The following is a 26,349-nucleotide window of genomic DNA, read 5'->3' as shown; positions in this document are numbered from 1 at the left end:
GCATACGAGGTTCTGCCGGGCTTCTCAGGCAGCACTCAGGTCGCTCTCATCCGGGGGCGGGAGGCTCATGGACATGACCGAGAGCCTCCGCCGCAGCGGCGAGTACGAGCACGCGCAAGAGAACCCGTACGGGAACCCGTACCAGGGCACCCCGCAGCACGCCTCCTCTCCCGTCAACCCCGAGTGGCCGCCCCCGCCGGCGCAGCCGCCCGCGGAGTCCCCGCAGGCTGCGCAGCCCGCACAGCCCGCACAGCCCGCACAGCTCATGCAGCCCGCACAGCCCGAGCAGCCGCCCAGGAAGCGGGCGGCACGTCGCGGCCCGGTCGCCCTGCTCGCGGCCGTGGCGATCGTCGCGGCGGCCGTCGGCGGCGGCACCGCCTACGGCATCCAGGAGCTGACGGGCAGCGACACCGTCGCCTCCAGCGCCACCAGCACCACCGTGGTGCCCTCCAGCCAGAAGGGCACGGTCTCCGGGGTCGCCCAGGCCGTCAGCCCGAGCATCGTGGAGATCAACGCCACCTCGAACGCCGGTTCCTCCACCGGTTCCGGTGTGGTCATCACCGGCGACGGCGAGATCATCACCAACAACCACGTCGTGTCCGGCGCCTCGTCCGTCAAGGTGACGACGAACGAGGGCAAGCAGTACACCGCGCAGGTCGTCGGCACCGACAGCGGCAAGGACCTCGCGCTGATCAAGCTGGAGAACGCCTCCGGTCTCAAGGCCGCCACGCTCGGCGACTCCGCCGGCGTCCGGGTGGGCGACCAGGTCGTGGCGATCGGCTCCCCGGAGGGTCTGACCGGCACCGTGACCAGCGGCATCGTCTCGGCCCTGGACCGTGACGTGACCGTCTCGACGGACGAGGACCAGCAGCAGCAACAGCAGCGCCAGGGCGGTGGCTGGCCGTTCGAGTTCGGCGGCCGGGAGTTCAACGGCGACACCGGCTCGTCGACGACGACGTACAAGGCGATCCAGACCGACGCCTCCCTCAACCCGGGCAACTCCGGTGGCGCGCTGATCGACATGAACGGCAACATCGTCGGCATCAACTCCGCGATGTACTCGGCGACCGAGTCCTCCGCGAGCGCGGGCAGCGTCGGCCTGGGCTTCGCCATCCCGATCAACACCGTCAAGGCCGACCTGGCGAAGCTGCGGGCGGGCGCCGACGGCTGAGCGGGCACGAGAACGTGCGACGCTGAACGCGGGGGCAGCCGTGTCCCACCGGATCCGTCGCACCCACCGCACCCATCGCACCCACCGTGTCCACCCATCGCACCCGAGGAAGCCGAGCCCATGAGCCCCGCAGAAGGCGACCGCGACCGTGACGTCCAGCGCATCCTGATCGTCGACGACGAGCCCGCGGTCCGCGAAGCCCTCCAGCGCAGCCTCGCCTTCGAGGGGTACGGCACCGAGGTCGCCGTCGACGGCGCCGACGCCCTGGAGAAGGCGGCGGCGTACCGGCCCGACCTGGTCGTCCTCGACATCCAGATGCCCCGCATGGACGGCCTGACCGCCGCCCGCCGGATCCGCGGCGCGGGCGACACGACCCCGATCCTGATGCTGACGGCCCGCGACACGGTCGGCGACCGGGTGACCGGTCTGGACGCCGGCGCCGACGACTACCTGGTCAAGCCCTTCGAACTGGACGAGCTGTTCGCCCGCATCCGCGCGCTGCTGCGCCGCAGCTCCTACGCGGCGGCCCTCGAGGCCACCGCCGAGGACGACGACTCCCTCACCTTCGCCGACCTGACCATGGACCTGGCGACGCGGGAGGTCGTCCGGGGCGGGCGGCGCGTGGAACTGACCCGCACGGAGTTCACGCTGCTGGAGATGTTCATGGCGCACCCGCGCCAGGTCCTCACGCGGGAGCAGATCCTGAAGGCGGTCTGGGGCTTCGACTTCGAGCCGTCGTCCAACTCCCTCGACGTGTACGTCATGTACCTGCGCCGCAAGACCGAGGCGGGCGGCGAACCGCGCCTCGTGCACACGGTCCGCGGCGTCGGCTACGTCCTGCGGCAGGGCGGCGCGGAGTGACAGGGCCGGTCCGCCGTTTCCGGGCGCTGCCCATCCGGGCCCGGCTGGCGCTGCTGGTGGCGGCGGCGGTGGCGTTCGCCGTGGCGGCGGCCGCGGTGGCGTGCTGGTTCGTGGTGAAGAGCGTGCTGGTGAGCTCCCTGGACGAGGCCCTGAAGGCGAACCGCATGGACGGGCAGCAGGTGAGCCAGTACGTCAACCTGCGCACCGGCCTGTGCGCGCACGATCCCGTCACGCACGAACAGAACCCCTTCGGCTCCTCCGTACAGCTCGTGGACCGGACCGGCGGGAGCTGCCTCATCATCGGTACGGAGGAGGTCCCGCTCACCGGCGCCGACCACGCCGTGGCCGAGGGCTCGTCCTCCGACGCGCTGCACAACGCCACCGGGTCCGACGGCACCCGGTACCGCGTCTTCACCTACACCGTGCCCGGTGTGCCGGAAGTCGCCGTCTCCGCCGCGCGACCGCTGGGCGAGGTGAACAGCTCCCTCAGCAACCTCGCCCTGGTGCTCGTCTTCGTCGCGGGCGCCGGAGTCGTCGGCGCCGGCGCCGCCGGGCTCTGGGTGGCCCGGACCGGCCTGCGTCCCGTGGACGAACTGACCCGGGCCGTCGAACACGTGGCCCGCACCGAGGACTTGGCCATCCGCATCCCCGTCGAGGACGACAGCGACGACGAGATCGCCCGCCTCTCCCGTTCCTTCAACAGCATGACCTCTTCCCTGGCCGGCTCCCGCGACCTGCAGCAGCAGCTCATCGCCGACGCGGGCCACGAGTTGCGCACCCCCCTCACCTCCCTGCGTACCAACATCGAACTCCTCACCCGCAGCGAGGAGACCGGCCGCCCGATCCCGGAGGCGGACCGCAGGGCGCTGCTCGCCTCGCTGAAGGCACAGATGACGGAACTGGCGGCGCTGATCGGCGACCTCCAGGAACTCTCCCGCCCCGACACCGGCCAGCACGCGGGCCGCACCCGGATCCTCGCCTGGCACGACGTCGTCGAGTCGGCCCTGCGCCGCGCCCGCCTGCGCGGCCCGGAGCTGACGATCACGGCGGACGTCCGGCCCTGGTACGTACGGGCGGAACCGGCCGCCCTGGAACGCGCGGTCGTCAACATCCTGGACAACGCGGTGAAGTTCAGCCCGGAGACCGGCACCGTCGAGGTACGCCTGGCCGACGGCGTCCTCACCGTCCGCGACCACGGCCCCGGCGTCCCGGCCGACGAACTCCCCCACGTCTTCGACCGCTTCTGGCGCTCACCGAGCGCGCGCGCCCTGCCCGGCTCCGGCCTGGGCCTGTCGATCGTGGCGCGGACGGTGCAGCAGGCGGGCGGCGAGGTGACCCTGACCCCGGCGGTGGGGGGCGGCACGACCGCGACGATCCGCCTGCCGGGGGCGCCTACGCCACCTCCCGAGGTGCCGTAGGACGGACTGATTCCGGCCGGCGGCAACCTTTCCGTGCCGGGCGGCGACTCAGCGGCGGACCATCCCCCCCACTCGGATTGGATCGCTGAATGAGTGAGCACCGCAGCAAGCCCCGTCACCGCAAGGGCAGGAAGGCCCTGGCCATCGGGTTCCCCCTCGCCCTGACCGCCACGGGAACCCTGGTCTACGGGTCGGACCTCGGCGTGTTCGGCTCAGGGGCCCGGGAGGCGTCCGCCGCGGCGTCCGCGCCCGACTGGGCGACCGCGACCGCCGACGGCTTCGCCTCCGTCAACGCCCTCGGCCAGAACGGCACGTACGGCGGCCGGGACGGCGAGACGGTGACCGTGCGCACGCAGGCGGAGCTGGAGAAGTACGCGACGGCCGCGGAGCCGTACGTCATCGTCGTCGCCGGGACGATCGACATGGCCCCGGTCGGCAAGGAGATCAAGGTCGCCTCGGACAAGACGATCGTGGGCTCCGGCACCGCCGGCCAGATCGTCGGCGGCGGCTTCTTCCTCGGCACCGGCGTCCACAACGTGATCATCCGGAACCTCACGATCCGGGACTCGTACCAGGGCGTGTGGAACGACAAGGAGCACGACTTCGACGCGATCCAGATGGACGGCGCCCACCACGTCTGGATCGACCACAACGACCTGCGGCACATGGCGGACGGCCTGATCGACGTCCGCAAGGACAGCACGAACGTCACGGTGTCCTGGAACAAGCTGAGCGACAACAACAAGACGTTCGGCATCGGCTGGACGGACAACGTCACCACGGACATCACGGTCCACCACAACTGGTTCCGCGAGACCGAGCAGCGCAACCCGTCCACCGACAACGCCGCGCACGCGCACCTCTACAACAACTACCTGGAGGACGCCCCCGGCACGGACGTCACGTCCGCCTACGGCAACTACGCGCGCGGCAGGACGAAGATGGTCCTGGAGAACAGCTACTTCCAGGGCGTGAGGAACCCCGTCACCAGGGACAGCACCGCGGCCCTGGTCCAGCGCGGCAGCGTCTTCACCGGCACGAGCGGCCGCAACGAGAGCGGCGGCGGCACGGCCTTCGACCCGAAGACGTACTACGCCTACACGCTCGACAAGGCGGCGGACGTGCCGTCGCTGCTCAGGTCGGGCACGGGCCCGCGCGGCTCGATCGGCACGACGCCGGCCGCCACCAAGGCGGCGACGACCCTCACGGTCGCCCAGGACGGCAGCGGCCAGTACCGGACCGTGCAGGCGGCCGTGAACGCCGTACCCGCGAACAACCCGGACCGGGTCGTGATCGCGGTCAAGCCGGGAACGTACCGCGAGACGGTCAGGATCCCCTCCAACAAACCGCACGTCACCCTCCAGGGCACCGGCAGCAGCCGCAAGGACACGGTGATCGTGTACGGCAACGCCTCCGGGACGCCGAAGCCGGACGGCTCCGGGACCTACGGCACCGCGGGCAGCGCCACGGTCGCCGTCGAGGCCGACGACTTCCAGGCCCGCAACCTGACGATCTCGAACGACTTCGACGAGAAGGCGAACCAGTCCCTGTCCGGGCACCAGGCGGTGGCCCTGCGCACGGCGGCCGACAAGGTCTTCCTGGACGGCGTGATCGTCACGGGGGACCAGGACACACTGCTCCTGGACACGGCGTCGAAGGACCGGCTCGGCCGCGTCCGCATGACGAACTCCTACGTCGTCGGCAACGTCGACTTCATCTTCGGCCGGGCGACGGCCGTGATCGACCGGTCGGTCATCACCCTGAAGAAGCGCTGGGACGGCACCTCGGGCGGCTATGTCACCGCCCCGAGCACCCCCGCGAACCGCAAGGGCATCCTCATCGCCAACTCCGCCGTCAACGGCGATGTCGCCGACCGCACCTTCCACCTCGGCCGCCCCTGGCACGCGGGCGGCGACGCCTCCCTCGACCCGCAGACCACGGTCCGCGACACCACCCTCAGCGCCGCGATCAGGTCCACCCCCTGGAGCGACATGAGCGGCTTCTCCTGGAAGGACGACCGCTTCGCCGAGTACCGCAACACGGGCCCCGGCGCGGGCCCGGCGGGCACCGACCGCCCCCACCTGACCGACGCCCAGGCGGCGGACCAGGAGATCGGCGACTGGCTGGGCGGCTGGGTGCCCACGGCGTCGTAGCGGGTCCCGCGGAACCCACCCGCTACGCCGGGCGCAGATGGCCGAGGAGCGCCCGGAACCTGCGCCACGCGCCGGGATCCGATCCGTCGCCCAGCCGGTAGTGCAGCGCGGGCTCGCCGACGTGGCCGAGGCGCACGGGCGGCGGCCCGACGGGGGGACGCTCGGCCCGGCCCCTGCCCACACGCCCGGCCTCGCCGTGGCCGAGGGTGAACGCCGCGGGGACCGGCGGTTGTTCGGCCTGGGCGGGCACGGTGAGGTCCCGGCGCGCGGACCGGATCGAAGTGAGCAGGGTGACCAGTCCGTGCCCGGTGCCCAGTTCGGCGACGAGCTCCTCGACGGCGCCCAGCGGCGGTGGTCCACCGTCGCCGTAGCCGAGGGCCAGGGAGATGTCCTCCTCGACGCCCGCCGGGGTGCGCAGCACGCGAACGGTGGCGATGGCGGGACGGTCGGGGGCCCCGACGGCAACCAGCCAGGTGGGCCGGGGTGCGCGCGCTCGCGCCAGGTCGGTCAGCTCACGGGTGGACCAGGGCAGGTTGACCGGTTCGGCCGTGCTCCAGCCGACGGGCGGGCTGCCGGTGAGATGCCTGAAGGCCGCTTCCAGTGAGCGGCCCAGCACGAGGTCCGTGTCGGGCGTGTGACGGGTGCGCAGGGTGAGCAGCAACTGGCGGTCGCCGGGGACGAGGGCGGCGGCGGTGAACGCCTCCGCCAGGCGGGCCTTGCCCTCCTCGTCGCGTACGGGGGTGAACGTGCCGCCCTTCCAGTGGAGTACGGCGCCGGACAGACCGTCGTAGTAGCCGTGCTCGGGGTCCTGGACCACCCAGCGGTTGGGCAGGCCGTGCAGTGCGGCGCGGGTGGGCAGGGTGAGGCGTGCGGTGGGCGGCGTGACGATCTGCAGGGCCCGGTCGCTGTCGGCCGCGGTGCGCAGGGCGTCGGAGAGCCAGCTGGTCAGGGGGACGAGCGGGCGGTCCTGGATGACCACGGCGGTGGTCGTGGTGAGGACGTCCACGGCCGGCGTGCCGGTGGCGGGGACCCGGACGGCGGAGACGTCGGTGGTCAGGGGCACGACCTCGGTCGTCGCGGCCGACGGCGGCCAGACCGTGCCGCCGAGCACGGCGGCCAGCCGCCCCGCGAAGGACCCCGCGAGCCGCCCGGCCTCGGCGATCGCCGTGGAGGCCCGCGCCTCGGTCCACCACACCGGCGCTTCCGGCCCGGCACTGCCCAGCAGGCGGGTCGTCTCGCCGGGCACCTGGACCAGGACGGGTGCTTCCACCGACACGAGCGGGTGGCCGTCGGGCGCGCAGAGCTGCACGACGGCCCCGTCGGCCAGGGTGCTCACGCCCAGATCGGGGCCGCCCGCGTAGAGGCCGGCCAGGAGGGTACGCAGGTCCGGCATGGCGGGGGTGAGGGCGATGACATCCTTGGTCACGGGGTCTCTTCACCTGTGAGGGCGGTCTGGATCAGTTGGTGGGGACGGCCGCGCCGGACGAGCGTGCCCCGGCCCGGCGGCTGCGGTGAGAAGTACAGGCCAGGGAAGATCTGGCCCTCGGTGCGGTCGCCGGTCATGAGGAGCGCGGTGGTGCCGGTCTCGCGCAGGGTGGTCAGCAGCGGCTCGTACAGCGCACGGGAGGACCCGGCGGCGCGGCGGGCGACGACGAAGTGCAGGCCGATGTCCCGGGCCGAGGAGACGTAGGGCAGAAAGGGCGCCAGAGGCTGCTGACCGGCGGTGGTGAGGATGTCGTAGTCGTCGACGAGGATGACGATCCGCGGTCCGGTGAAGGCCGGTTCGTCCTCGGGGACGGCGTCGGGGTCCGCGCTCTCCGGCAGGCGTCTGTCCAGTTCGGCGGCGATGCCGGTGGACAGGGCCGCGGCGAGTCTGGCGTTGTGGGCGTAGCCGCCGCGGTAGGGCTCGGGGATCGCGCCGCGCAGGCCGCGCCGTGGGTCGTAGACGCCGAAGACGAGGTCCTTGTCCGTGTGGCGTTCGACGAGCCGGCCGGCGATCAGCTTCAGCAGGTTCGTCTTGCCGCACTCGTTGTCGCCGAGGATCAGCAGGTGCTGGTCCTCGGCGAAGAGGTCGAGCAGGGCGGGGGCGAGGGTGTCCTGGTCGACGCCAAGGGGTATGCGGTGCGGTTCCTCGGCCGGGGAGGGCAGCTTGGCGGCGGGCAGCCGGGTGGGCAGGACCCGCACGGGCGGGGCGACGGCGCCGTGCCAGGAGGCGCGGAGGGTACGGGCGGTGCGTTCGAGGGCCGGGCCCAGGTCGTCCGCGACGGGGCGGTCGTCTATGCGGGGCAGCGCGGTGTGGGCGAACAGCTTGCCGTCGGTCAGCACCCGGCCCGGCACGTCCGGAGCGAGGGTCTCGGACAGCTTGCGGTCGATGGAGGAGTCTGCGGGGTCGTTCAGCCGCAGCTCGACGCGGGTGCCGAACATCGACTGGGTGGCGATGCGGACGTCGTTCCAGCGCAGCATGCCGGCGACGACGTGGACGCCGTAGCCGCCGCCCCGCTTGAGCAGGTCGGTCACCGCGTCCTCGAGGTCGGCGAACTCGTCCCGCAGGGCGCCGAAACCGTCGACGAGGAGTACGACGTCGGTGGCGCCCAGCTCCGGGAGCCGACCCTGCGTACGCAACTGCCGGAGCCGGTCGACGGAGTCGATGCCGTGCTCAGGGAACAGCTCCTCCCGCCGGGCCAGCATCGCCCGCACCTCGGCGACGGTGCGGGCGGCCCGCTCGTGGTCGGCGCGGGACGCGATGCCGCCGACGTGCGGCAGCCCCGACAGGGCCGACAGCCCGCCCCCGGCCAGGTCGAGGCCGTACACGGCGACGTCGTACGGGGTGTGGGTGAGCGCCAGGGACAGGGCGAGGGTGCGCAGCAGGGTGGTCTTGCCGGACTGCGGTCCGCCGACGACCGCCGCGTGACCGCCGGCGACGGTGAGGTCCAGGAGCCAGGGCCGCTGCCACTGGCGGGCCGGGTCGTCGAGGGTGCCGAGCGGGACGCGCAGCGGGCCGTCCTCGTGGGCGAGGCGCAGCCCCTGGGGCCCCGCCCGCAGAGGGCCCGCGGCCCGGTCCAGGGTCGTCACGTCGGGCAGCGGGGGAAGCCAGATCCGGCGTACCGGTGCTGCCGCCGCGGCCAGCCGACCGACCATGACGGACAGGACGGTCGGCCCGGTCTCCCGCTTGGCTGCAACCGGTTCGTCGTTCTCTTCGGGCTCCTTTGGTGTGTTGTACGCCGGGTAGGGGCGGGCGAGCGGCTCGTCGGCGCGCTCCTCGCGCCGGGTCGGACCGCGGTACGCGCCGGACACGTACCCCGCCTTGAACCGCTCGTAGGTGGAGGTGTCGACCTTCAGGTAGCCGAAGCCCGGCAGCGGCGGCAGGTGGAAGGCGTCGGTGGTGTCCAGGACGGTGCGGGACTCGTCGGCGGAGAACGTCCGCAGCCCCAGTCGGTACGACAGATAGGTGTCCAGGCCCTTCAGCTTGCCGCCCTCGATGCGCTGGCTGGACAGCAGCAGGTGCACGCCGATGGAGCGGCCGATGCGGCCTATGGAGAGGAACAGGTCGATGAAGTCGGGCTTGGCGGCGATCAGTTCGCCGAACTCGTCGATGACGACGAAGAGGTGCGGGAGTGGCTCCAGGTCGGGCCGGGTCGTGGCGCGCAGCGTGGCGTAGTGGCCGATGTCGGCGACGTCTCCGGCGTCCTTCAGCACCTGCTGGCGGCGCTTGACCTCGCCGGCCAGGCTGGAGTGGACGCGTTCGACGAGGCCGGCCTGGTTCTCCAGGTTGGTGATCACACCGGCCACGTGCGGGAGCTGCGCGAAGGGGGCGAAGGTGGCGCCGCCCTTGTAGTCGACGAGTACCAGCGCCAGGTCGTCCGGGGAGTGGGTGGTGGCCAGGGCGAGGACCAGGGTGCGCAGCAGCTCGCTCTTGCCGGAGCCGGTGGCGCCGACGCACAGGCCGTGCGGGCCCATGCCGAGCTGTGAGGACTCCTTCAGGTCGAGCAGCACGGGTTCGTGCCGGTCCGTGACTCCGACGGGCACGCGCAGGAAGTCCCGCTCACCGCGTGGTGCCCAGAGCCTCGCCAGGTCCAGGTCGGCCGGGTCCTCGATGCCGAGCAGGGCGGGGAAGTCGACCGCGCCGGAGACCGGGGTGCCCTCGGCCGCGGACTCCGCGGACAGCCGCAGCGGGGCGAGCATGCGGGCGACGCCCTCGGCGCCGGCGGCGGTGACGGGGTCGGCGGTGCCCCGGGTGAGGGTGCCGCGCAGGTCGTCGACGACGACGCGGTCACCGTCGACGGTGATGCGGACGCTGACCTGGTCCGGCTCGTGCACCTGCTCACGCAGCAGGTGGAGCACGGTGACGCCCATGTGGGCCGGGCCGACCGCCGAGTCCGGCAGCGGAAGATCGGAGGCGGTGTCCCCGTAGGAGTCGCTGATCACGAGGAGCCGGCCGGTGAGCCGCAGCGCGTCCGGGCCGGACAGACCGCGCCGCACCTCGGCCGCGTACGCGGCACGCTGTCGCAGGTCGGCGCCGCACAACCCGGCGAGCCGGGCGAGGTCCGGGGCGATCCGCCGGGCGGCGACCGGACCGTCGTACGTCTGCGGGTCGAGGACGTGCGGCAACCACTTGAACCAGGCCCACGCCGATTCGTCGGCGGTGGCCAGGGCGAACGAGACGTCGTCGGGGGCGTGCGTGACGGCGGTCTGGACCAGCAGTGCGCGGGCGACGCGCAGTACGTCGTCGCGCTCACCGATGACGCTGACGTTCCCGGCCCGGTCCAGCGGCACCGTGAGCGGGAAGTCGGCGGCGGTGGCGAAGCGGCCTCGCAGCGCCCGGGCCTCGTTGAGCATGAAGGGGTCCGGCGGAGTGAGCACGCCGCCCGCGCTGTTCTGTCCGATGGCCAGTTCCTGGACGGGCACGTGACCGGTGCCCAGCCGCGGGTGCAGGAAGTCGGCGTCCCCACGACGGCGCTCCCACAGCCGCGCCGGATCCCGGACGAGGTCGTACAGGGCCGCGTGCGGCGGGTTCAGCTCACGCGCGGCACGCCGCGACTCACGCTCCTCGGCGCCCAAGTCCTCCCGAAGCTCCTCCAGGTACTCCAGATACCGCTCCCGTTGCACCCGCCGGGTGCGCTGCGCCTTCCCGCGCTGGGACAGGAACAGCGCGACCGCGCCGAACAGCGCGGCGACCAGCACGACCGCGCCGAGCACGGCGAACCGGCTGTTGCGGATGACGGTCATCAGCACGACCGAGCTGATGACGCCGGCCATCGGCAGCAGGGCGGTCGCCGCGCTCCCGACCTTGCCCTCGGGCAGGTTCGGCGGCGGCTCGATCGTGCGCGGCTCGGCGGGGGCGAGCGGGCGGGTGGAACGCGCCGGGCGGTGGACGAGCCGCTGGGTCATCGCACCCTCACCGCCCGCCGCATCACCTCGGCGGCCAGGCGGACGGCCGCGTCCCGGGTGTCGCGGGCCAGCTTGGCGGTGTGGATGGGGCCTCCTTGGGCCAGGTGACGGTCGTAGGGCAGGGGGACCACGGTCACGCCGGGCTCGCGCAGGTGGGCGGTGGCCGCCTTGGCGTCGAGCGTGGCGTCCGGGGTGGCGGCGCTGAGTGCGACGACGGTGGAGGCCAGCGCCGAGTGCGGAAGACGGGCCAGCCAGTCGAGGACCTGCCGGGTGCCGTGGACGCCCTCGGCGGTCATCGGCGCCACCACCACCCGGGCGTGGGCGGTGTCCATCGCCGTACGGGCCACCTCGCCGGGCAGCGTCTCGCAGTCCACGACGGTGACGGCGAAGTACCGGCGCAGGGCGAGGGTGACCGTGCGGTAGGTGGCCACGTCCAGCGGGGCGCCGACCCGCCCCTGCCCGGCGGGCAGCAGCCAGCCTCCGTCGGCCACGGGCACCAGGTATCCGGTGACGTCGGTGAGCTGCATGGCGGGACTGAGCAGGGAAGCGAGGTCGGCCGCGGACCACCGCACCGACTCCGCGCCCATGCGCACCGGCAGCGTGCCCAGCGCGGCATCGGCCTCCAGGGTCAGGACGGGGTCCTGCCGGTAGTGGTTGAAGGTACGGCCGAGCAGCGCCGCGACCGTGGACTTGCCGACCCCACCGCGGATCGAGGTCACGGCGACGACCCGCCCGGTGGTAACGGGTTGCTGCAACTCCTGGGCGTGTCTGGTCTGTTCGGCCACCTCCCGCCCGGCGGAGGCGGTGAGCCGCCGCAGACCGGCCCCGGCCCGCCGCGCGGCGGAGTCGCCGTACCGGGGGCGGCCGAGAGCGATGGCGAGGCGGGGGTCGACGGTGGGGAGGGACTCGGGGACGGGGGCCGGGGTGCGGGGGTCGCGAGGCTGCCGTGGGGCGGGGGGCCTGGGCTGGGGCTGCGTCTGGGGCTGCTGCTCCGGCTCGGACGTGTGAGTCGCCGGGCTGCCCGGCACTGGGCCCTCGGTCAGCTCCCGTACCAGGTCGCGCTGCCAGTCGCCGCCACCGCTCCCGGTCATACGCTCCCCACCGTGTGTCCGCTTTCCAGGCTCTCAGGCGAAGGTGCCGAGGAGCCGCGCGTATACGCCGAACGCCCCCAGGACCAGCGGCAGCAGGGCGATCACAGCCACGGATTCCAGCACGTCACCGACCCGCCGCAGGCGCACCCGCACGTGCTCGGCCGGTTCCACGGTGAGAACCAGCAACGGCAGAAGGGCAAGCACACCGAGCGCGGCGAGAGGCCCGCCGGCCCCGGCGTACTCGCTCCACACCCATACGAGCCGCACGGCGACCACGGCGGCGGCGAGGAGCAACACCACGACCTCGGCGGTGAGCGGAAACGCACGGGCGCGCAGCGCGAGCGCGACGGTCACGGCGACGGCCAGCAGCACGGTCCACACGGACACGGTGCGCAGCACCAGCACGCCGCCCGCTCCGGCGGAGACGGCGAGGGCGACGGTGGCGAGCACCAGCCCGCGGTGGGTGGCGGCGAGGGCGGTGGAGACGTCGTACCGGCTGACGGACGCGCCGCCGGCCCGCCGGTCGTCCAGCGCCGTGAGACCGGACGCCATCAACGCCAGCCGCGGCAGCACCCCGAGGGCGACTACCGAGACCACGGCCGCCACGGCACCGACCCGGGCCACGTCGTCCTGCACAGCGAGCGCCGATTCCCACAGCACTGCACACCCGGCGAGGGCCCCACCCCCGACGAGCGCACCACGCCCGAGCGGCGTGACCCACCCGGCGAGCAGCAGGACGACGACCACGGCACCGACCAGGCCAGCAAGCCGCGCGGCACCGCTCCACCCGTAGGCGTCGGCACACGCCCAGACACCGAAGGCGGCCAGCGCGGCCGCGGTGACCAGCAGCGTCGCTGCCGGCGCCTGCCGCCGCCCTCGCCCGCACAGCACCCCGGCCACCGCGCACAACGCCGCGCCGCCGAGCACCCCGGCTCCCAAGCCGGAAGCCGCGAACTCACCGCGCGCCAACAGGGCTGCGACGAAGGCGAAGAGGACGGTCGCACCCCCGGCGACGACACGACGCACCGCGGGTCGCCAGCGCCACGCCCGCACGTCGAGGTCATCGGCGACCTCGTCGGTCACGTCGTGCACGACGGGTGCGGAGGGGGCGTCCTCGACCCGCACGAGCCGCAGCACGGCTCCGTCGGGAACGGCCGCCGACTCGAGCGTGCTGTCGAGCGCGAGGGCGGACCCGTCCGGCAGAACAAGGTGCCGCAACTCCGGCCGCTCCCCCACCCGGTCGTCCAGCAACCGCATGACCTCGGGCAACAGCACCCCGACGGGCTCCCGCGACGGCAACACGAGATCGACCCGACGCCGCTCACCGACCAGGGTGACTCTGCTGAGCGCGGTACGACCAGTGGTCGCGGCACGACTCAAGGACCCCGTGGACATCACGCGTTCGAACCTATCATCGTACAGACGCCCTGACTGAGAGTGACGAACCCGAGGCGCCCTCACCGGCCGGCCCCACCGAAGCCCCGTACGGGCTCTTCCCACTCTCCCCCATGACCCGGTTCTCCACGAACGACCACCCCACACACCCGGCACACACCACAGCCGCGATCACCACCCCGGCAACCACCTTCCCCAGCCGCTCATCGACGGACCGCCGCTGCCGCTGGGCACCGAAGAGAAGCGCGTCGCGCAGGCGTCGGCGACGGACGGAGACGGACTCGAGGAGCTGGGTGTCGTAGTCGTGGGCGGTCATGTCGGGAACTCGCCGAGCCACGTGTGCTGGAGGAGATGCCTGGGCAGATAATCCGACTCGACCTCGATGGGGAACTCCCCGTCGTACGCCCAGCAGGCGATCGCCAGCGGGCCCAGGGCGATACTCCCGTCAATGTCCGCCGCCCGTTCCTCGTTCAGGGTCCAGTACGACTGATGCAGCTTCAACGCCCCGGCCAAAGCGGGAGAAAAGCCTTCCCGGTCGTTGCGTACGAGGTGGTAGAAGAGGTTGATCGGCGGATAGAGCACGCCGTCGAGCAAGTCGCGCGGCGCGACGCGCGCCACAGAGGGATTCGAGGTTTGAAGGGTACTCGTGAGCTTCTCCACCAGACCGGGCCGCCGCAGCCAGTATGTCTGCAGCGTGTCCACCCAATGGTAGATGTACTCGTCGTACTGCCCCTCCGGCGATCGCAGCCGCTCCAAGGGGATCTCACATAGCTGAGTCATCCGCTGCGTCTCACGGCAGATGACTGCCAGCCAGAAGGCGGTGAGCCAGTTGCCCGCGTCGGCCGTCGAAAGCGGGCCGACGACTGGGAGGCTGCGCATCTTATTGTTGATACGACACTCGACAGGACCCTCGATCGCGCCGGTAACAGCAAACAGTGCAGACCCTAGCTGCATCGCGTTCACTGCGGCGTCCCATGTCTCCGCCTTCGCTGCTCGCGGGTCATTCACGCAATGGGCACGTAGCGCCATGACAGCAGTATCGAAGGTGAAGTCGATCATGCCTGCCGACTCTTCCAGGCCGTCGATACGCCTGGCCACGCGCTCACTGAGCCGACCAGCGTCAGTGTCCGCCGGGAGCCCATGCCGGGAGATATGTACGGTCACGGAAGCGTCCCCCTGCTGATGTCAAACCGTCGATACCTGTAACCAGTGTACGTGCCCGCGTTTCTCTCACCCCTGATGACTACATAATCCAGCTTCCCTCCACCGATCGCCTTCTCCATGTCTTCCACGAGGTCATACTCACCTCGCTTTTCCATGGCCGCGAGGATGTCATAGAAGTATTCCTTACTCCCCTGAGAGACCTGTCTACCACCTGGCAGGGTCCGTCTGCCAAGCTCGGTATCGGGACTACTCTTCGCCTCGATGACGACTATTCGACCGTCTTCATGCTTCCATACCTGGTCGAACTGATCGTTACCGTTCCTCGGGCCAAGCAGTGTCTGTTTCTTGAAGTCGGGGTGATTCTCCGCAATATAGTGATACTCGGCGGCCTTTTCACCGAAAGCCTCGGTGGCGTCCCTCATCGCGGTATGCGATTCCTTATATGCCCCCTTGGCCTCTCCCCACTGCGCGGCTGTGTCGACGGTTCCGTGCATCCCGTGGGCAGCGCCCGTCTGCGCCTTCCAGTCCGCGACGAGGTTGTCGTATTGGACGGCGGCATGGCGCTCCCACGCTGCCTCTTGCAGAACCCGGAGCCTCTCCGCACTCGTCACGGTGTCCGCGCCCACGCGGATGTACTCGGCGTCTATGTAGTGCGGCTTGGGCGGTTCGGGAGCGTCCTTTGCTCGAATCCACAAACCGTTGTCCGGCACCTGGGTGAGTTGGGGTGGTGTGTGCCCGCTCTCGTCGTGGAGTTCCACGTCCAGGCGCGTGCCGTTCTTCCGGTAGTACTGCTTGCGGTACCCGGGCTCATGGTTGGCACGGTAGACCTGGATCTCTTCGATTTGCTCCAGCGTGAGCGAGCCCCGAGGGCCATAGGGGTTGGGCCCGTTGCCCATAAAACTGGGACGCTGACTGTCCGTGTACTGACGAGGAAGGCCGCTACCAGCCGCGTCGGCCGCACCATCGATTCCAGCACCCGACGCCTCGCCGCCGGGTCGCCCGAGATCGTCCGGGCCGCCATTCCCGCGACTACCGGAGCCATTACCCATATGACCGTCGCTGGTAGTACCACCCCCTGATCCAGGTACGTGGGAGCCGACGGCGTGACCGGCTCCCACACTGCTGACTGCTTCCCCCGTACTGCCACGAGGCATACCCGCACCGCTGGGACTGGTGTGCGTATCGCGGCCGGCCCCGGGCGGAAGCGTGTCACCGGCGTGAGCGGTGGCGTCCGAGGTACGTGACATGGCACCGACCCCGGCGAGCTCCTGCTCTCGCCTCGGCGCCACCTGCTCCGGAGCGGGCTCGGCGGCGGCGTATCGTTCCTGCTTCGGCGTATCCGAAATGGCCTCGCCATGCTTGTCGTAGGGGACGAATTCACCGTTCTCCAGTACGACCTTGGACCCGTCATCAAGCTCGATGACACTGTGTACGCGCTGCACATCCGCCGTCGCGCCCGTTACTCCTGTGGTCCGGGAGGTGAGCTCGGAGATCTTGGGGAGCTTGCCGACCGCAGTGCTTGACGCTCTCAGGCCCACATAGACCGGGTCCATGAACATCCCGGCCTTCGCGGCGACACCGGCGGCTTTGCCGGCCGTGCCCCCCTTGCTGGCCTTGGAAGCGGTCGCCAGCGGCCCGGCACCGAGCGTGAGTGCGTTGAAGACGACGGTCCCGGTCGCACGGGCCGGGTTCTCCTGCCACATGTCCCATGCCACAAGAGCCTTGCCGAACTCCTTCGTAGCCTTTTTCGCCCTGGCTTCGTCCGCGCTCTCCTCGTCCGGGCCGACCGCCCAGTCCATGAACGCGTCGTACGGCGTCATGGTGTAGAGACCGATGCCGGTGACGACATCCTTCAGGCCGCTCCACGCCTCGCTGTCCCCAGTGACCAGGTCCCACAGGCCTTTGGCGCCCGCCTCGATGCCGTCCTTGTATATGCCGTCCCAGAAGAGGCTCTTGGCCCCGTGTCCGAACCAGCCCAGGCTCCACGCCTCATAGGTCTGATCCTCGGGAGTCCCCCAGGGCAGGTCCTCGGCCTCTTCGAGCAAGTCGGCCTCGTAGCCGTACCGCACGGTGTCGAACCTGATCAGCCCGCTGCCGTTGTCTGCGACGAATTTCGGACCGCCCACGATCGCCGAAATCTTGGTGGCCGCCCGGCGTTCCGACTCCTGGAACGCAAACTGTGCAGCGGTGACGTCGTCCAGAAGCTGCCGGTTCTGATCGACCTTGTCCTCGTCCTCGGTCCAGACGTCGTCACCGTCGACGCTGTTGACGAACGCGATGGCGTCTGCCTTGAGTTGTTCCAGGCGCTTGGCCAACGGCCGTGCCTCGATGGCGAACGTGTCCAGCGCGTCGGCGACCGTCTCCAGCTTCGCTGCGAAGGTGTCTGCCTTGTCCATCACCGGCTGAGTGGTGGCGAACAGCGTCTCCGCCTCCGGCGCGGTGTAGAAGGCCTCCAGCATCTGAAAGCGGGAGTGGACGTCCGAGCCACCGTCACGGATGCCGATGGCATCACTGCGCAACGAGGAGACGTCCTTGTCCAGCTGGTCGAAGTCGCCTGTGAACTGCGGTATGCCGGCCGGACTGATCACTTCTTCGCGTCCCCCTTGCCGTCACCCGGCATGTCGATTCTCGGCGCGGCCAGAGCGTTGCGCTGCGCGCGAGCAGCCGTCTCCTCGTCGCCGATCACGTAGTACGCCGTGGCCTCCCGCGCACCGTTCACGGACTTAGCGGCACGAGCACCGAGGAACAGCACGTCACCCGCTGTCCTCTCCGCGAACAGCGACAACGCCACGCCGATGAGCCCCGTAGGCGCCTCACCGCAATACACGCCACTGATGGTCCCGGCAGAGGCAGCCGCGCTCATGACGTCCGTGCCGTACGCCTTGACGTCCTTGGCCAGGTCGTCCATCGCGTCCTCGACGAGCGAGGTCACGAACTCGACCCCCGGCGGCGATATGTCCCACCCCGTCATTCCGAATCCCCCGTTCGGTTCACCGTCTCACTGCCACGGCTGCCCGCCGCGTCACCCGATGTTGTCCACGGCCGCCCGCGCCTTGGCCAGCGTCGACTGGGCGGTGCCGTCGTTCTGCTCCATCGTCGTGCGGACCAGCCGGATGATCTCGCGGACCTCGGCGGCGGCCCTGTTCCAGCGGACCTCCTTGCCGTGGTACTCGTCCGAGACCCCGTCGGCCTGAAATTCGGCCATCGCGGCCTTCACGGCTCGGTCGCGGTCGGTCAGTACGCGTTCGAGCTGGGCGATGACCCCGTGCAGGCTGGTCTGGACATCGGCCGAGGCACCGGTGTCGTACGAACGGCGGTCCAGATTCTGTCCCATGTTCAACTTCCCCCTTGGAAACGGTGACGGCTTCGCGGACCCGGCCCTAGCGAGTACCGAAGCGAGCCGCGTCGAAGTTGGCGGTGCCCATGTTCTGGTGGGCGTTGCCCTCCAGCTCCTGATCACCGGTACCGAAGGCAGTGTCCATGCCGGACTGCCCGCCCAGGATCGCGTTGAGCGAGCCGTTCAGGTCACTCGTGATCTCGTCGGCATGCAGCTTGAACGTGTCGAACGCCGCCTTGCCCGCGCCGTTGAACTTCCCCTCCAGCGGCTCCGCCGCCTGGATCAGCCACGTGATCAACGTGCCCAGGTCGTCGACTGAGCCGACCGTGCTCTTCCCCAGATCCGACAGGGTCGTCGAGCCCATGTCGAACTTCATCATCCACCCCCGTGTATCACTCAAACCCCACGATCTCGAACATCCTTGCGCTCACCGGGTCGCATATGCAACGTCGTTGGCCCGACTTGGCGCGATCCGGACGCTGATCAGTGGTCGACGACCACGGTGTCCGGCAGCTTGTCGTGCAGGCACTGCCGGTACGGCCTGTCCCAGCAGCACCACAGCGAGTTGAGCAGCCCGAGAACAGGGACGAAGGAGAAGACCGGCCAGGAGATCTCCCGGACCAGCGCGCGTCCGAAGCCGATGTTCCGTCCTGTGTCGCGGTGCACGACGCGCATCCCGCAGATGCGCTTGCCCAGCGTCGAGCCGAACTCGGAGACGCAGAAAGGAAAGTAGAAGAGGAAGGTCGCGATGAACCAGCTGAACAAGATCGCGTCGGCCGCGTCGCCGCCCCCGTTGTCCTTCCAGACGTTCACCGGGAGCACGCCCGTGACGACGTACCCGGCGAACCAGATGACCATGTCGAGAAGCCGGGCTCCGAGACGCGACCCGGGGTCGACGAGACCCGTAGGTACGGGGAAGAGGCCCGGGGCGTGCGGCATCGGGTAGTTGTAGGGCGGCTGCGGCGGGTAGTACCGCGCGCCGTGAGAGCCAGAGTTGGAATTGACGGGGTAGTGCGGGAGACCGGTCACGTCCTCCTCGGTACGGAGATGAATGGGTGGCTCAGTGCGGCTGCGGCGGGCCTTGTTCAGGCGCCGCCCTTCACGCCCGCCACGAACGCCCTCCACGGTGCCGCGCCGAACACGAGCACCTGTCCGCCCCGGACCTTGCTGTCCCGGACCGGTACGAGGTCGGGGCAGCCGTCGGCGACCTCGACGCAGTTCGTGCCGCCTCCGTCGCTGTAGGAGGACTTGCGCCAGCTCGCGATGGTGAGGTCAGGGAGTCGGTTCATGGTCTGCGCTCCTCCAGAAGGCCCTTGATGAACGCCATCGACTCCACCGGAGTCAGAGCCACGTCCCTGACCAGATCGTAGGACAAGCGAAACGACAGCACCTTGTCCGGATCATCGACCAACTCACCGAAGCCGTTGCCCTCCACGTAGGCGACGGGATCGCCGACTCGTTGCCACAGGAGCCAGAGGTGGCTGTCCATGAGGTCGTGCACGCCTGCCGTGTAGGGCAGCACCTGGAGCGCGACGGACGGCAGTTCCGCCGCGTGCAAAAGGTGCGTCAGCTGATCCCTCCACACCTTCACGTCCGGGACACGTCGTCGCAGCGCGCCTTCGTCCAGGATCACTCGGACACTCGGCGCCGGCCGACGGTGCAGCAGCTCCTGACGCCCCAGGCGCAGCGCCACCTGTTCCTCTACCGCCTCACCGTTGCCCGCCGTTGTCTGTGCGCCGGACAACCCCGACAACACCGTCCGGGCGTAGTCCTCGGTCTGCAGCAGCCCTGGCACGCGGAGCTGGAAGAGCCACATGAACCGGGCTGTCGCCTCCAGTTCCATGAACGCCTTGTACTTGTCCTTGATGACTTCCTTGTGCGCGTCCCGCCACAAGCGAACCAGCAGGTCACCCGTGCCGTGGTACCTGTCCAGGTCCTCCATCACCGCTCGCTTGGAGAGCCGTTCCCCTTTCTCCAAGCGGTACAGGTAACTCTTGTCGTACGACGTCTCCTCGGCCAGCTGCCCGAGCGATCTGCCTGCCTTCTCGCGCAGTATCCGCAGCGTCTGTCCGAGCTCGGCACGCCTCGAATCCGGTTCAACATCCGGGCTTTCGGCCACTTCACCCCTCCCCGTTGTCTGACCCGCAGGCAACACCAGGCCTCTTCCGCAGCGTACGACGGAGCAGTGACGATCGACGCACGATCGGTAGTCACCGCTGGTCGGTACCTCGAAGGGACATGAGTCATGAAGTCATCGCCACTCCGCCTCCTCCCCTGGACCACCCCCGAAGGCAACCCCTGCTACCTGAGCACCGACAGCGACCACAGCCGACTCTCCCGGCTCGCCGACGACATCGAGGCGGCCCAACTGGACTCGGGCGAACAGGTACTCGTGGGAGCCAGGGCCGTACTCGCCGACCGGAACGCCGGTGAGCGGGCGGTGCGGTTCGCGCTGACCAGGGCGACGGAAGCCCTGGAGGACGTGCTCCGCATCGCGGTGAGTCGCGGGCGGCGCATCCCCTACCCGGTCGAGTGAACCGACCTGGAAACAGTCCCGAGCTGGACGACGTCGTGTCGTCCATCGGGAGGGCGAGGACCGCTCACTGCCAGAAGATTTCCTCCACCACCAGCTGCGGGTCCTCGACGCGGCGCACGAAGGTGTAGATCAGCCAGCCGTGCCCATGGTCGAAGAAGTAGATGCGCGCGCCCTTCGGATCACTGGACCGCACCGGTCCGACCCTCATGCCATCCGGGAGGTCCGCATCAGCCTCGATACCCCGGAAGTACGGGTCCTTCGCCGAGACCAGCTCGGCACGCGCTGCGTCAACGATCTTCCGCACCTTCTCAGGCAGTGCGTCGCGGGCAGCCTGCGCCTTGAGCGTCCACTCCATCTACCAGGGCGGCCCCATGAATCCACCATCGGTCACTGACCGGGCTCCATTCGCTGCGCCTGGTAGCGGATATTGGACGCTTCTTCGAGAAGCGCCCTGGCCTCGACGAGGTCGGTGGACTCTGCTGCGCGCTGCTCAAGTTCTGTCAGGTGGGCCTCGAGCTTGGGATCACGTGCGATCGCGTACGCACCCCACCAGCGAGCCATGAAAGCGGGCACCGTGCTGATGTCGTACGCCTCGGCGACGGCCCACGCCCAGTGCTCGTCGAAGTCGGTGAGCAGCTGCGGTGGCGTTCTGGGCGATGGCCGCGCGCAGCGCCTTGGGGCTCCGCTCCGGCATGGGCGGGACGACCGGTTGGAAGTCCGAGGCGTGGACGCTCATGATCGATGTGCTCCTTCACTGCGTCGTGTCTACGACCATAGCCGGAGCGTCCGCGTCCTGGGGCCTGATCACCACGCCCGTCGGGCGAGGATCAGCGGCACCTCCGACCTCGTGAATCAGGCGGGGCCACCACAGCAGGCAGAAGAAGCGGGCCCATGACGGACGAGGTCATGGGCCCGCTGGAAACCGCGGAGTGCTACCGGACGACCGTGATCCGGTCCGCAGCCGGCGGCGTGATCGGGGCGGTCGCCGACGAGTTGGCCGTCAGGTACTGCTCCAGTGCCGTCAGGTCGTCCGCGCCGACGAGTTCGTTCGTGCCCTGGCCCAGCGTGGTGAAGCCGTCGCCGCCGCCCGCGAGGAAGCTGTTCGACGCGACGCGGTACGTGGCGGTCGGGTCGATCGCCGAGCCGTTCAGGCGGACGGAGTCCATGACGACGCGGTCGGCGCCCGTCTTCGTCAGATCCAGGGTGTAGGTCAGGCCGGACGAGATCTGGAGGATCTTCGGGGCCGACTCGTTCGGGCCGCTCACCTGCTCCTTGAGGACCTGGATCAGCTGGGCGCCCGTGTAGTCCTTGAGGTTCACCGTGTTGGCGAAGGGCTGGACCGCGAAGCCCTCGGCGTACGTGACGACACCGTCGCCCTCGCTCCCCGTGGCCGCGTACGTGAGCGGCGCGCGGATGCCGCCCGGGTTCATCAGGGCCAGGTCGGTCTCCGGGTCCTGGGACTTCCCGTAGGCAAGTTGCGCGTCGGCGATCAGGTCGCCCATCGGGGACTCGGTGCCGTCGCGGGGGATGTCGCCGAAGATGTAGCCGACGGGGCGGCTGCCGATCGGGGCGGCGAGGCTGCTCCACCTGTCGATCAGCCGGGTCATGTCCGGCGCCTTCGGGACGTCCCGCGTCACCACGTGGTTCGCCGACTTCACGGCCGTACGGGCTATGTCACCCGTGCGGCGGTCGTAGGTCAGCGTCGTGTCCGTGTACAGGCGGCCGAAGGACGCCGCCGACGTGACCATGCGGGGCTTGCCCGCCGGGTCGGGGATCGTGCAGACGTACGCCGCGTGGGTGTGGCCGGTGACCAGCGCGTCGACCTCGGGTGTGACGTTCTCGGCGATGTCGGCGATCGGGCCGGAGATGCCGTCGCCGGCGCCCGGGGAGTCGCAGTCGTAGTTGTAGGAGGACGAGGCCGGGAAGCCGCCCTCGTGGACGAGGGCCACGATCGACTTCACGCCCTGGCGCCGGAGCTCCTCGGCGTACTTGTTGATCGTCTCGACCTCGTCCTTGAAGGTCAGACCCTTCACGCCCTCCGCCGAGACGACGTCCGGGGTGCCCTCCAGGGTCACGCCGATGAAGCCGACCTTGACGCCCTGCCGCTTCCACACCCAGTAGGGCTTCAGGAGGGGCTTCTTCGTCTTCTCGTCCAGGACGTTCGCCGCCAGGTACGGGAAGTCGGCGCCCTCGAACTCCTTGTCCGTGTAGCAGCCCTCGGTGGGGTGGCAACCGCCGTTCTGGAGGCGGCCGAGCTCGGTGGCGCCCTCGTCGAACTCGTGGTTGCCGACGCTCGTCACGTCCAGGTCGAGCTTGTTCAGCGCCTCGATGGTCGGCTCGTCGTGGAAGAGGCCGGAGAGGAGGGGTGACGCGCCGACCATGTCGCCGCCGGCGGCGGTGATGGAGTAACGGTGCCCCTTGCGGGCCTCGCGCAGGTGGGTGGCGAGGTACTCCACACCGCCCGCGTCGATCGTCTTCGTCGTACCGTCCGGCTGGAGTTCGGTGACCCGGCCGGAGGAGCCGGCCGGCGCTTCCAGGTTGCCGTGCAGGTCGTTGAAGGACAGGAGCTGGACGTCCTGGTAGCGGCCCGGGCGGTGGTCGGGCTGGTGACCGCCGTGGTCTCGTCCGCTCTCGTCCGCGCTCGCGGTCGCGGTCGCGGGCAGCGCCGCCGCGGCGAGCGCCCCGGCGGTGAGGACGGTGGCGGCGACGGCGAGGAGACGGTTCGTACGGCGTCTGCGGCGCGGTCGGTGCGACGGTGCGGTGAGTGGCATGCGCCCCCCTGTGGTGTGCGTGTCGCGAGCCGCTGAGGAGACGGCTCGTCGGCGCAGAAGCCTATGGTCAACGCGCGTAGCGCGACAGGGGGTTCCGGGTTACATCCTGGTCTACCGGCACTTTCGCAGAACGCCCCGGCGTTCACGCCGGGGACGCGACCGGGTCATGTCGGCCCTCGGGGGTATCCGAACGGCCATGGTGGTGGGCGCCGGCCCGGGTCGTGGTCCGGCCGGGCACGAGACCTGGGACGGAGGTGCCCCCTCTCACAGGGATACGCCCAACTACCCCCGCCAAGTTACGAACCGCGTCCTCCTCGGTGGCGACCGGCTCGTCGACCCGGCCCCGTTCCAGGCAGCCGGGCGACGTCGGCGAGTCGTGGCGCGGGCCCCGGTCTCAGCCCGGGGCGATACGGCTGAGGTGCTCCCAGGACCGGTACTGATCCGCTTGGACCCGGCCCATCTCCAAGACGTGGTCAAAGGACTGGCTGCCGACTATCAGCCGTCGCGGCGGGTCCGGCAACGCGGCCAGCTCCATGATGACCGGGGCAGCGGTGTCCGGCTCCGGGGCGACGGCATCGCCCCACATCGCCTCCATCTCGGCGCGCAGGGACTGGTACTGCGCCAAGGGTTCGGTATGGGTGGTGCCGGTGGTGAACAGGCCGGTGTTGTAGCCGCCCATCTGCACGATGGTGACCTTGACGCCGAACCCCTCGGCCTCCATCGCCAGTGCCTCGCTGACCGAGTCCAGCGCGGCCTTGCCCGCACCGTAGAAGCCGACGGTGGCCATGCCACCGCCACTGCCCATCGAGGTGACCTGGAGGAGCCGTCCCCCGCCCTGAGCGCGCAGGTGGGGAAGCACCGCCTGGGCCACCCACACAGCGCCGAAGAAGTTCACGTCCATGTGAGCCCGGATCTGCTCCTCCGTGGCCTCCTCCACCATGCCGTAGAGCATGGCGCCGGCGTTGTTGACGACGACGTCCAGTCCGCCGAACGCGGCTGCCGCCCGCTCCACCCCGTCGAACACGCCTCGGCGGTCGGCGACGTCCAGCGGAAGCGGGACCAGGTGGTCGGGGTACTTCCCGGTCAGTTCCGCCAAGGGCTCGACGTTGCGGGCGGCAGCCACCACGCGGTCGCCGCCCGCCAGGGCGGCCTCGGCGAAAGCCCTGCCCAGGCCGCGGGATGCGCCGGTGATGAGCCAGACCCTCGCGCGCGTCATGGTGTCTCACTCTCAGTAAAGGAAACGGCCCGTCTCGTTTCGATGCCACCGTAGAGCATCGCCGCCGATTCATCAATACGGATCGTCTCGTTTCGTTCGGCGGGTAGCCTGGACGCATGTCCCATGAGAAGGGGCCGGACCACTCCCGGCGCAAGGAACGGTCCCGGCAGGCAATCCTCGCGGCCGCCCGCGCGCTGGTCGCGGAGGAGGCATACGAGAAGGTCACGGTCGAAGCCATCGCGGCCCGCGCCGGCGTCGGCAAGCAGACGATCTATCGGCGGTGGCCGTCGAAGAGCGCGGTCGTCTTCGCCGCCCTTCTGGCCCTCAGTGAGGGTGCGGACGGCCAGTCGGTCGCACTGCCGGACACGGGCGACCTCGAGGCCGACCTCAAGCTCGTCATGCGGGCCACGGCGGAGGAGTTCGCCGACCCGTCCTTCGACCGGCTGATCCGCGCCCTCAACACCGAGATCGCCAACGACGCCGCGCTGGCGGCCGAGTACCGCGAGAAGCTGGCCCGGCCGCTGGACGAGGCGAAGAAGGCGCGCCTGCGCAGCGCCCAGGAGGCCGGCCAGCTCGACCCCGACGCCGACCTCGACCTGGCCCTCGACATGCTCTACGCCCCCCTCTTCCAGCGGTGGCTGCACCGCAGCGGTCCGTTGACCACCGCATACGCCGACTCGCTCGTCGACGCGACCCTGCGAGCTTTCGGCCCCTGAACAGGAAAGGACCCACACCCGCAGAGCCCGGCCCGGCCGGCTCCCGACTCCGGGAGCACGGGCCCGGGGAACACGTCGGCTTGCCGTCCGTCCGTCTCCCCGCCCGTGTGCGTGCCCATCTCCCCGGACTGCCGCCGCTTTGCCGCACCCTCCCCTTAACCTCGTACACATGACCAGCGACGACACCGTACGGCCCGGCCGCCCCCGCTCGATCGAGACCCTCGCCGAACTCAGCCCGGAGCAGACCGACGCCGTCCTCGCCCTGCTCGCCGAGGCCGCCCGCAACGACGGGCAGCAGGCCGTGTCCGAGCAGGGACGGCTGCAACTGCGCGGCGCCGCACGGGAGGGCATCGCGCACCTGCTGCTCACCGTGGACGGCAGTGAACTCGTCGGCTACGCCCAGCTGGAGGACACCGACCCGGTGGAGCCGCCGGCCGCCGAACTGGTCGTCCACCCCTCGCACCGGGGGCAGGGCCACGGGCGGGCCCTCGGCTCCGCGCTGCTCGCCGCCTCCGGCAAGCGGCTGCGCATCTGGGCGCACGGCGGCCACTCCGCCGCCCGGCATCTCGCGCAGGTGCTCGGCCTCACCCTCTTCCGGGAACTGCGCCAGCTGCGGCGCCCGTTGGCCGACCTGGACCTGCCCGACCCGCGCCTGCCCGAAGGCGTGACCGTGCGCTCCTTCGTCCCCGGGCAGGACGACGCCGCCTGGCTCGCGGTGAACGCCGCGGCCTTCGCCCACCACCCCGAGCAGGGCGCCCTCACCCAACGCGACCTCGACGACCGCAAGGCCGAGGGATGGTTCGACCCGGCGGGGTTCTTCCTGGCCGAGCGCGGCGGCGAGCTGATCGGCTTCCACTGGACCAAGGTGCACGCGGCCGAGCGGCTCGGTGAGGTGTACGTCCTCGGCATCCGCCCCGACGCCCAGGGCGGTGGCCTGGGCAAGGCCCTCACCACCATCGGCCTGCGTCATCTGGCGGGGCTGGGGCTGCCCACGGCGATGTTGTACGTCGACGCCGACAACGAGGCCGCGGTGTCCGTCTACGAGCGCCTGGGCTTCGTCACGCACGAGACGGACCTGATGTACCGCACGGAGACGTGAGACCCGCGCGGCGAACCGGTCAGACTGACCGCA

At 70.5% G+C, this 26,349-nt stretch carries 24 protein-coding genes; 7 read left to right on the top strand and 17 right to left on the bottom strand.

Translation table 11 applies throughout. The features are described from left to right. The first annotated feature begins 73 nt into the window (after positions 1-73). The 4 genes from RM812_RS27335 (at position 74) to RM812_RS27320 (ending at position 5,603) form a co-directional block, all read left to right on the top strand. Positions 74-1,171, top strand: a complete 1,098-nt coding sequence (locus RM812_RS27335) for a S1C family serine protease (protein WP_311577467.1) — start codon at positions 74-76, stop codon at positions 1,169-1,171. 120 nt (positions 1,172-1,291) lie between these two features. Next, positions 1,292-2,032: a response regulator transcription factor gene (locus tag RM812_RS27330; protein WP_311577465.1), complete on the top strand. Its 741-nt coding sequence runs from the start codon at positions 1,292-1,294 to the stop codon at positions 2,030-2,032. Further along, on the top strand, positions 2,029-3,450 hold the full coding sequence (locus RM812_RS27325; RefSeq protein WP_311577462.1) for a sensor histidine kinase: 1,422 nt from the start codon (positions 2,029-2,031) through the stop codon (positions 3,448-3,450). Before RM812_RS27330 ends, RM812_RS27325 begins: the two co-directional genes overlap by 4 nt. A gap of 89 nt (positions 3,451-3,539) precedes the next feature. Further along, the gene (locus RM812_RS27320; RefSeq protein WP_311577460.1) at positions 3,540-5,603 is read left to right on the top strand and encodes a pectinesterase family protein; all 2,064 of its coding nucleotides are present in this window, start codon (positions 3,540-3,542) and stop codon (positions 5,601-5,603) included. A gap of 22 nt (positions 5,604-5,625) precedes the next feature. Here the strand turns inward: RM812_RS27320 and RM812_RS27315 are convergent, their stop codons facing one another. The 13 genes from RM812_RS27315 to RM812_RS27255 all read right to left on the bottom strand — a co-directional run bounded on the left by RM812_RS27315 (position 5,626) and on the right by RM812_RS27255 (position 20,097). Continuing rightward, a complete protein-coding gene (locus tag RM812_RS27315; RefSeq protein ID WP_311577457.1) occupies positions 5,626-7,029 on the bottom strand; it encodes a DUF6177 family protein in 1,404 nt (467 codons plus the stop codon). Then, entirely contained in the window at positions 7,026-10,991 is a 3,966-nt protein-coding gene (eccCb, locus tag RM812_RS27310) for a type VII secretion protein EccCb (RefSeq protein WP_311577454.1), read from the bottom strand. Before eccCb ends, RM812_RS27315 begins: the two co-directional genes overlap by 4 nt. After that, complete coding sequence (locus tag RM812_RS27305; protein ID WP_311577451.1) at positions 10,988-12,082, bottom strand: hypothetical protein; 1,095 nt, start codon at positions 12,080-12,082, stop codon at positions 10,988-10,990. The genes eccCb and RM812_RS27305 overlap by 4 nt, the downstream gene beginning before the upstream one ends. 33 nt (positions 12,083-12,115) lie before the next feature. Next, positions 12,116-13,477 carry a type VII secretion integral membrane protein EccD gene (gene eccD / locus RM812_RS27300; RefSeq protein WP_311577584.1) on the bottom strand — a complete coding sequence of 454 codons (1,362 nt, stop codon included), beginning with the start codon at positions 13,475-13,477 and terminating at the stop codon, positions 12,116-12,118. 16 nt (positions 13,478-13,493) lie between these two features. After that, positions 13,494-13,793 (bottom strand): hypothetical protein, encoded by a 300-nt coding sequence (locus RM812_RS27295; protein WP_311577449.1) that lies wholly within the window; start codon positions 13,791-13,793, stop codon positions 13,494-13,496. Then, positions 13,790-14,641: an immunity 49 family protein gene (locus tag RM812_RS27290; protein ID WP_311577446.1), complete on the bottom strand. Its 852-nt coding sequence runs from the start codon at positions 14,639-14,641 to the stop codon at positions 13,790-13,792. Before RM812_RS27290 ends, RM812_RS27295 begins: the two co-directional genes overlap by 4 nt. Beyond that, a complete protein-coding gene (locus tag RM812_RS27285) occupies positions 14,638-17,229 on the bottom strand; it encodes a hypothetical protein (RefSeq protein WP_311577443.1) in 2,592 nt (863 codons plus the stop codon). The genes RM812_RS27290 and RM812_RS27285 overlap by 4 nt, the downstream gene beginning before the upstream one ends. Then, positions 17,226-17,612, bottom strand: coding sequence for a DUF6507 family protein (locus tag RM812_RS27280; RefSeq protein WP_311577440.1), 387 nt, complete (start codon positions 17,610-17,612; stop codon positions 17,226-17,228). The genes RM812_RS27285 and RM812_RS27280 overlap by 4 nt, the downstream gene beginning before the upstream one ends. 51 nt (positions 17,613-17,663) lie before the next feature. Beyond that, positions 17,664-17,975 (bottom strand): pore-forming ESAT-6 family protein, encoded by a 312-nt coding sequence (locus RM812_RS27275; RefSeq protein ID WP_311577438.1) that lies wholly within the window; start codon positions 17,973-17,975, stop codon positions 17,664-17,666. Positions 17,976-18,021: 46 nt separating this feature from the next. Further along, complete coding sequence (locus RM812_RS27270) at positions 18,022-18,354, bottom strand: hypothetical protein (RefSeq protein WP_311577581.1); 333 nt, start codon at positions 18,352-18,354, stop codon at positions 18,022-18,024. Between the two features lie 107 nt (positions 18,355-18,461). Further along, positions 18,462-19,007: an RDD family protein gene (locus RM812_RS27265; protein ID WP_311577435.1), complete on the bottom strand. Its 546-nt coding sequence runs from the start codon at positions 19,005-19,007 to the stop codon at positions 18,462-18,464. Between the two features lie 56 nt (positions 19,008-19,063). Beyond that, positions 19,064-19,267, bottom strand: a complete 204-nt coding sequence (locus RM812_RS27260) for a DUF397 domain-containing protein (RefSeq protein ID WP_311577432.1) — start codon at positions 19,265-19,267, stop codon at positions 19,064-19,066. Then, entirely contained in the window at positions 19,264-20,097 is an 834-nt protein-coding gene (locus RM812_RS27255; RefSeq protein WP_311577429.1) for a helix-turn-helix domain-containing protein, read from the bottom strand. Before RM812_RS27255 ends, RM812_RS27260 begins: the two co-directional genes overlap by 4 nt. Before the next feature lie 126 nt (positions 20,098-20,223). Here RM812_RS27255 and RM812_RS27250 point away from each other — a divergent pair, with 126 nt between their 5' ends. Then, positions 20,224-20,514, top strand: a complete 291-nt coding sequence (locus tag RM812_RS27250) for a hypothetical protein (protein WP_311577426.1) — start codon at positions 20,224-20,226, stop codon at positions 20,512-20,514. Positions 20,515-20,578: 64 nt separating this feature from the next. On the opposite strand, the gene RM812_RS27245 is transcribed toward RM812_RS27250, so the two are convergent. From RM812_RS27245 to RM812_RS27230, 4 genes are all read right to left on the bottom strand, one after another. Next, entirely contained in the window at positions 20,579-20,869 is a 291-nt protein-coding gene (locus tag RM812_RS27245; protein WP_311577424.1) for a hypothetical protein, read from the bottom strand. Positions 20,870-20,901: 32 nt separating this feature from the next. After that, positions 20,902-21,087, bottom strand: a complete 186-nt coding sequence (locus RM812_RS27240; RefSeq protein WP_311577421.1) for a phospholipase D-like domain-containing protein — start codon at positions 21,085-21,087, stop codon at positions 20,902-20,904. Positions 21,088-21,446: 359 nt separating this feature from the next. Then, positions 21,447-23,285, bottom strand: a complete 1,839-nt coding sequence (locus tag RM812_RS27235) for a bifunctional metallophosphatase/5'-nucleotidase (protein WP_311577419.1) — start codon at positions 23,283-23,285, stop codon at positions 21,447-21,449. Positions 23,286-23,679: 394 nt separating this feature from the next. Further along, positions 23,680-24,501, bottom strand: coding sequence for an SDR family NAD(P)-dependent oxidoreductase (locus RM812_RS27230; protein ID WP_311577416.1), 822 nt, complete (start codon positions 24,499-24,501; stop codon positions 23,680-23,682). Positions 24,502-24,617: 116 nt separating this feature from the next. Between RM812_RS27230 and RM812_RS27225 the strand changes: the two genes are divergently transcribed. Further along, positions 24,618-25,217 carry a TetR/AcrR family transcriptional regulator gene (locus RM812_RS27225; RefSeq protein ID WP_311577414.1) on the top strand — a complete coding sequence of 200 codons (600 nt, stop codon included), beginning with the start codon at positions 24,618-24,620 and terminating at the stop codon, positions 25,215-25,217. 169 nt (positions 25,218-25,386) lie between these two features. Continuing rightward, positions 25,387-26,316 carry a mycothiol synthase gene (gene mshD, locus RM812_RS27220; RefSeq protein WP_311577410.1) on the top strand — a complete coding sequence of 310 codons (930 nt, stop codon included), beginning with the start codon at positions 25,387-25,389 and terminating at the stop codon, positions 26,314-26,316. Positions 26,317-26,349: the final 33 nt, after the last annotated feature.

It is taken from the genome of Streptomyces lancefieldiae, assembly GCF_031845825.1.
GTDB classification, from domain to species: Bacteria; Actinomycetota; Actinomycetes; order Streptomycetales; family Streptomycetaceae; genus Streptomyces; species Streptomyces lancefieldiae.
The sequence above is the reverse complement of the archived record's forward strand: the minus strand, read 5'-3'. Positions and strand labels throughout refer to the sequence as shown.

What these genes read in the sequence shown, in the direction of transcription:
- RM812_RS27335 (WP_311577467.1), top strand. Translation starts at nt 74, where the DNA reads ATGACCGAGAGCCTCCGCCGCAGCGGCGAGTACGAGCACGCGCAAGAG.
- RM812_RS27330 (WP_311577465.1), top strand. Translation starts at nt 1,292, where the DNA reads ATGAGCCCCGCAGAAGGCGACCGCGACCGTGACGTCCAGCGCATCCTG.
- RM812_RS27320 (WP_311577460.1), top strand. Translation starts at nt 3,540, where the DNA reads ATGAGTGAGCACCGCAGCAAGCCCCGTCACCGCAAGGGCAGGAAGGCC.
- eccCb (WP_311577454.1), bottom strand. Translation starts at nt 10,991, where the DNA reads ATGACCCAGCGGCTCGTCCACCGCCCGGCGCGTTCCACCCGCCCGCTC.
- RM812_RS27305 (WP_311577451.1), bottom strand. Translation starts at nt 12,082, where the DNA reads ATGACCGGGAGCGGTGGCGGCGACTGGCAGCGCGACCTGGTACGGGAG.
- eccD (WP_311577584.1), bottom strand. Translation starts at nt 13,477, where the DNA reads ATGTCCACGGGGTCCTTGAGTCGTGCCGCGACCACTGGTCGTACCGCG.
- RM812_RS27295 (WP_311577449.1), bottom strand. Translation starts at nt 13,793, where the DNA reads ATGACCGCCCACGACTACGACACCCAGCTCCTCGAGTCCGTCTCCGTC.
- RM812_RS27280 (WP_311577440.1), bottom strand. Translation starts at nt 17,612, where the DNA reads ATGACGGGGTGGGACATATCGCCGCCGGGGGTCGAGTTCGTGACCTCG.
- RM812_RS27275 (WP_311577438.1), bottom strand. Translation starts at nt 17,975, where the DNA reads ATGGGACAGAATCTGGACCGCCGTTCGTACGACACCGGTGCCTCGGCC.
- RM812_RS27270 (WP_311577581.1), bottom strand. Translation starts at nt 18,354, where the DNA reads ATGAAGTTCGACATGGGCTCGACGACCCTGTCGGATCTGGGGAAGAGC.
- RM812_RS27260 (WP_311577432.1), bottom strand. Translation starts at nt 19,267, where the DNA reads ATGAACCGACTCCCTGACCTCACCATCGCGAGCTGGCGCAAGTCCTCC.
- RM812_RS27250 (WP_311577426.1), top strand. Translation starts at nt 20,224, where the DNA reads ATGAAGTCATCGCCACTCCGCCTCCTCCCCTGGACCACCCCCGAAGGC.
- RM812_RS27245 (WP_311577424.1), bottom strand. Translation starts at nt 20,869, where the DNA reads ATGGAGTGGACGCTCAAGGCGCAGGCTGCCCGCGACGCACTGCCTGAG.
- RM812_RS27235 (WP_311577419.1), bottom strand. Translation starts at nt 23,285, where the DNA reads ATGCCACTCACCGCACCGTCGCACCGACCGCGCCGCAGACGCCGTACG.
- RM812_RS27230 (WP_311577416.1), bottom strand. Translation starts at nt 24,501, where the DNA reads ATGACGCGCGCGAGGGTCTGGCTCATCACCGGCGCATCCCGCGGCCTG.
- RM812_RS27225 (WP_311577414.1), top strand. Translation starts at nt 24,618, where the DNA reads ATGTCCCATGAGAAGGGGCCGGACCACTCCCGGCGCAAGGAACGGTCC.
- mshD (WP_311577410.1), top strand. Translation starts at nt 25,387, where the DNA reads ATGACCAGCGACGACACCGTACGGCCCGGCCGCCCCCGCTCGATCGAG.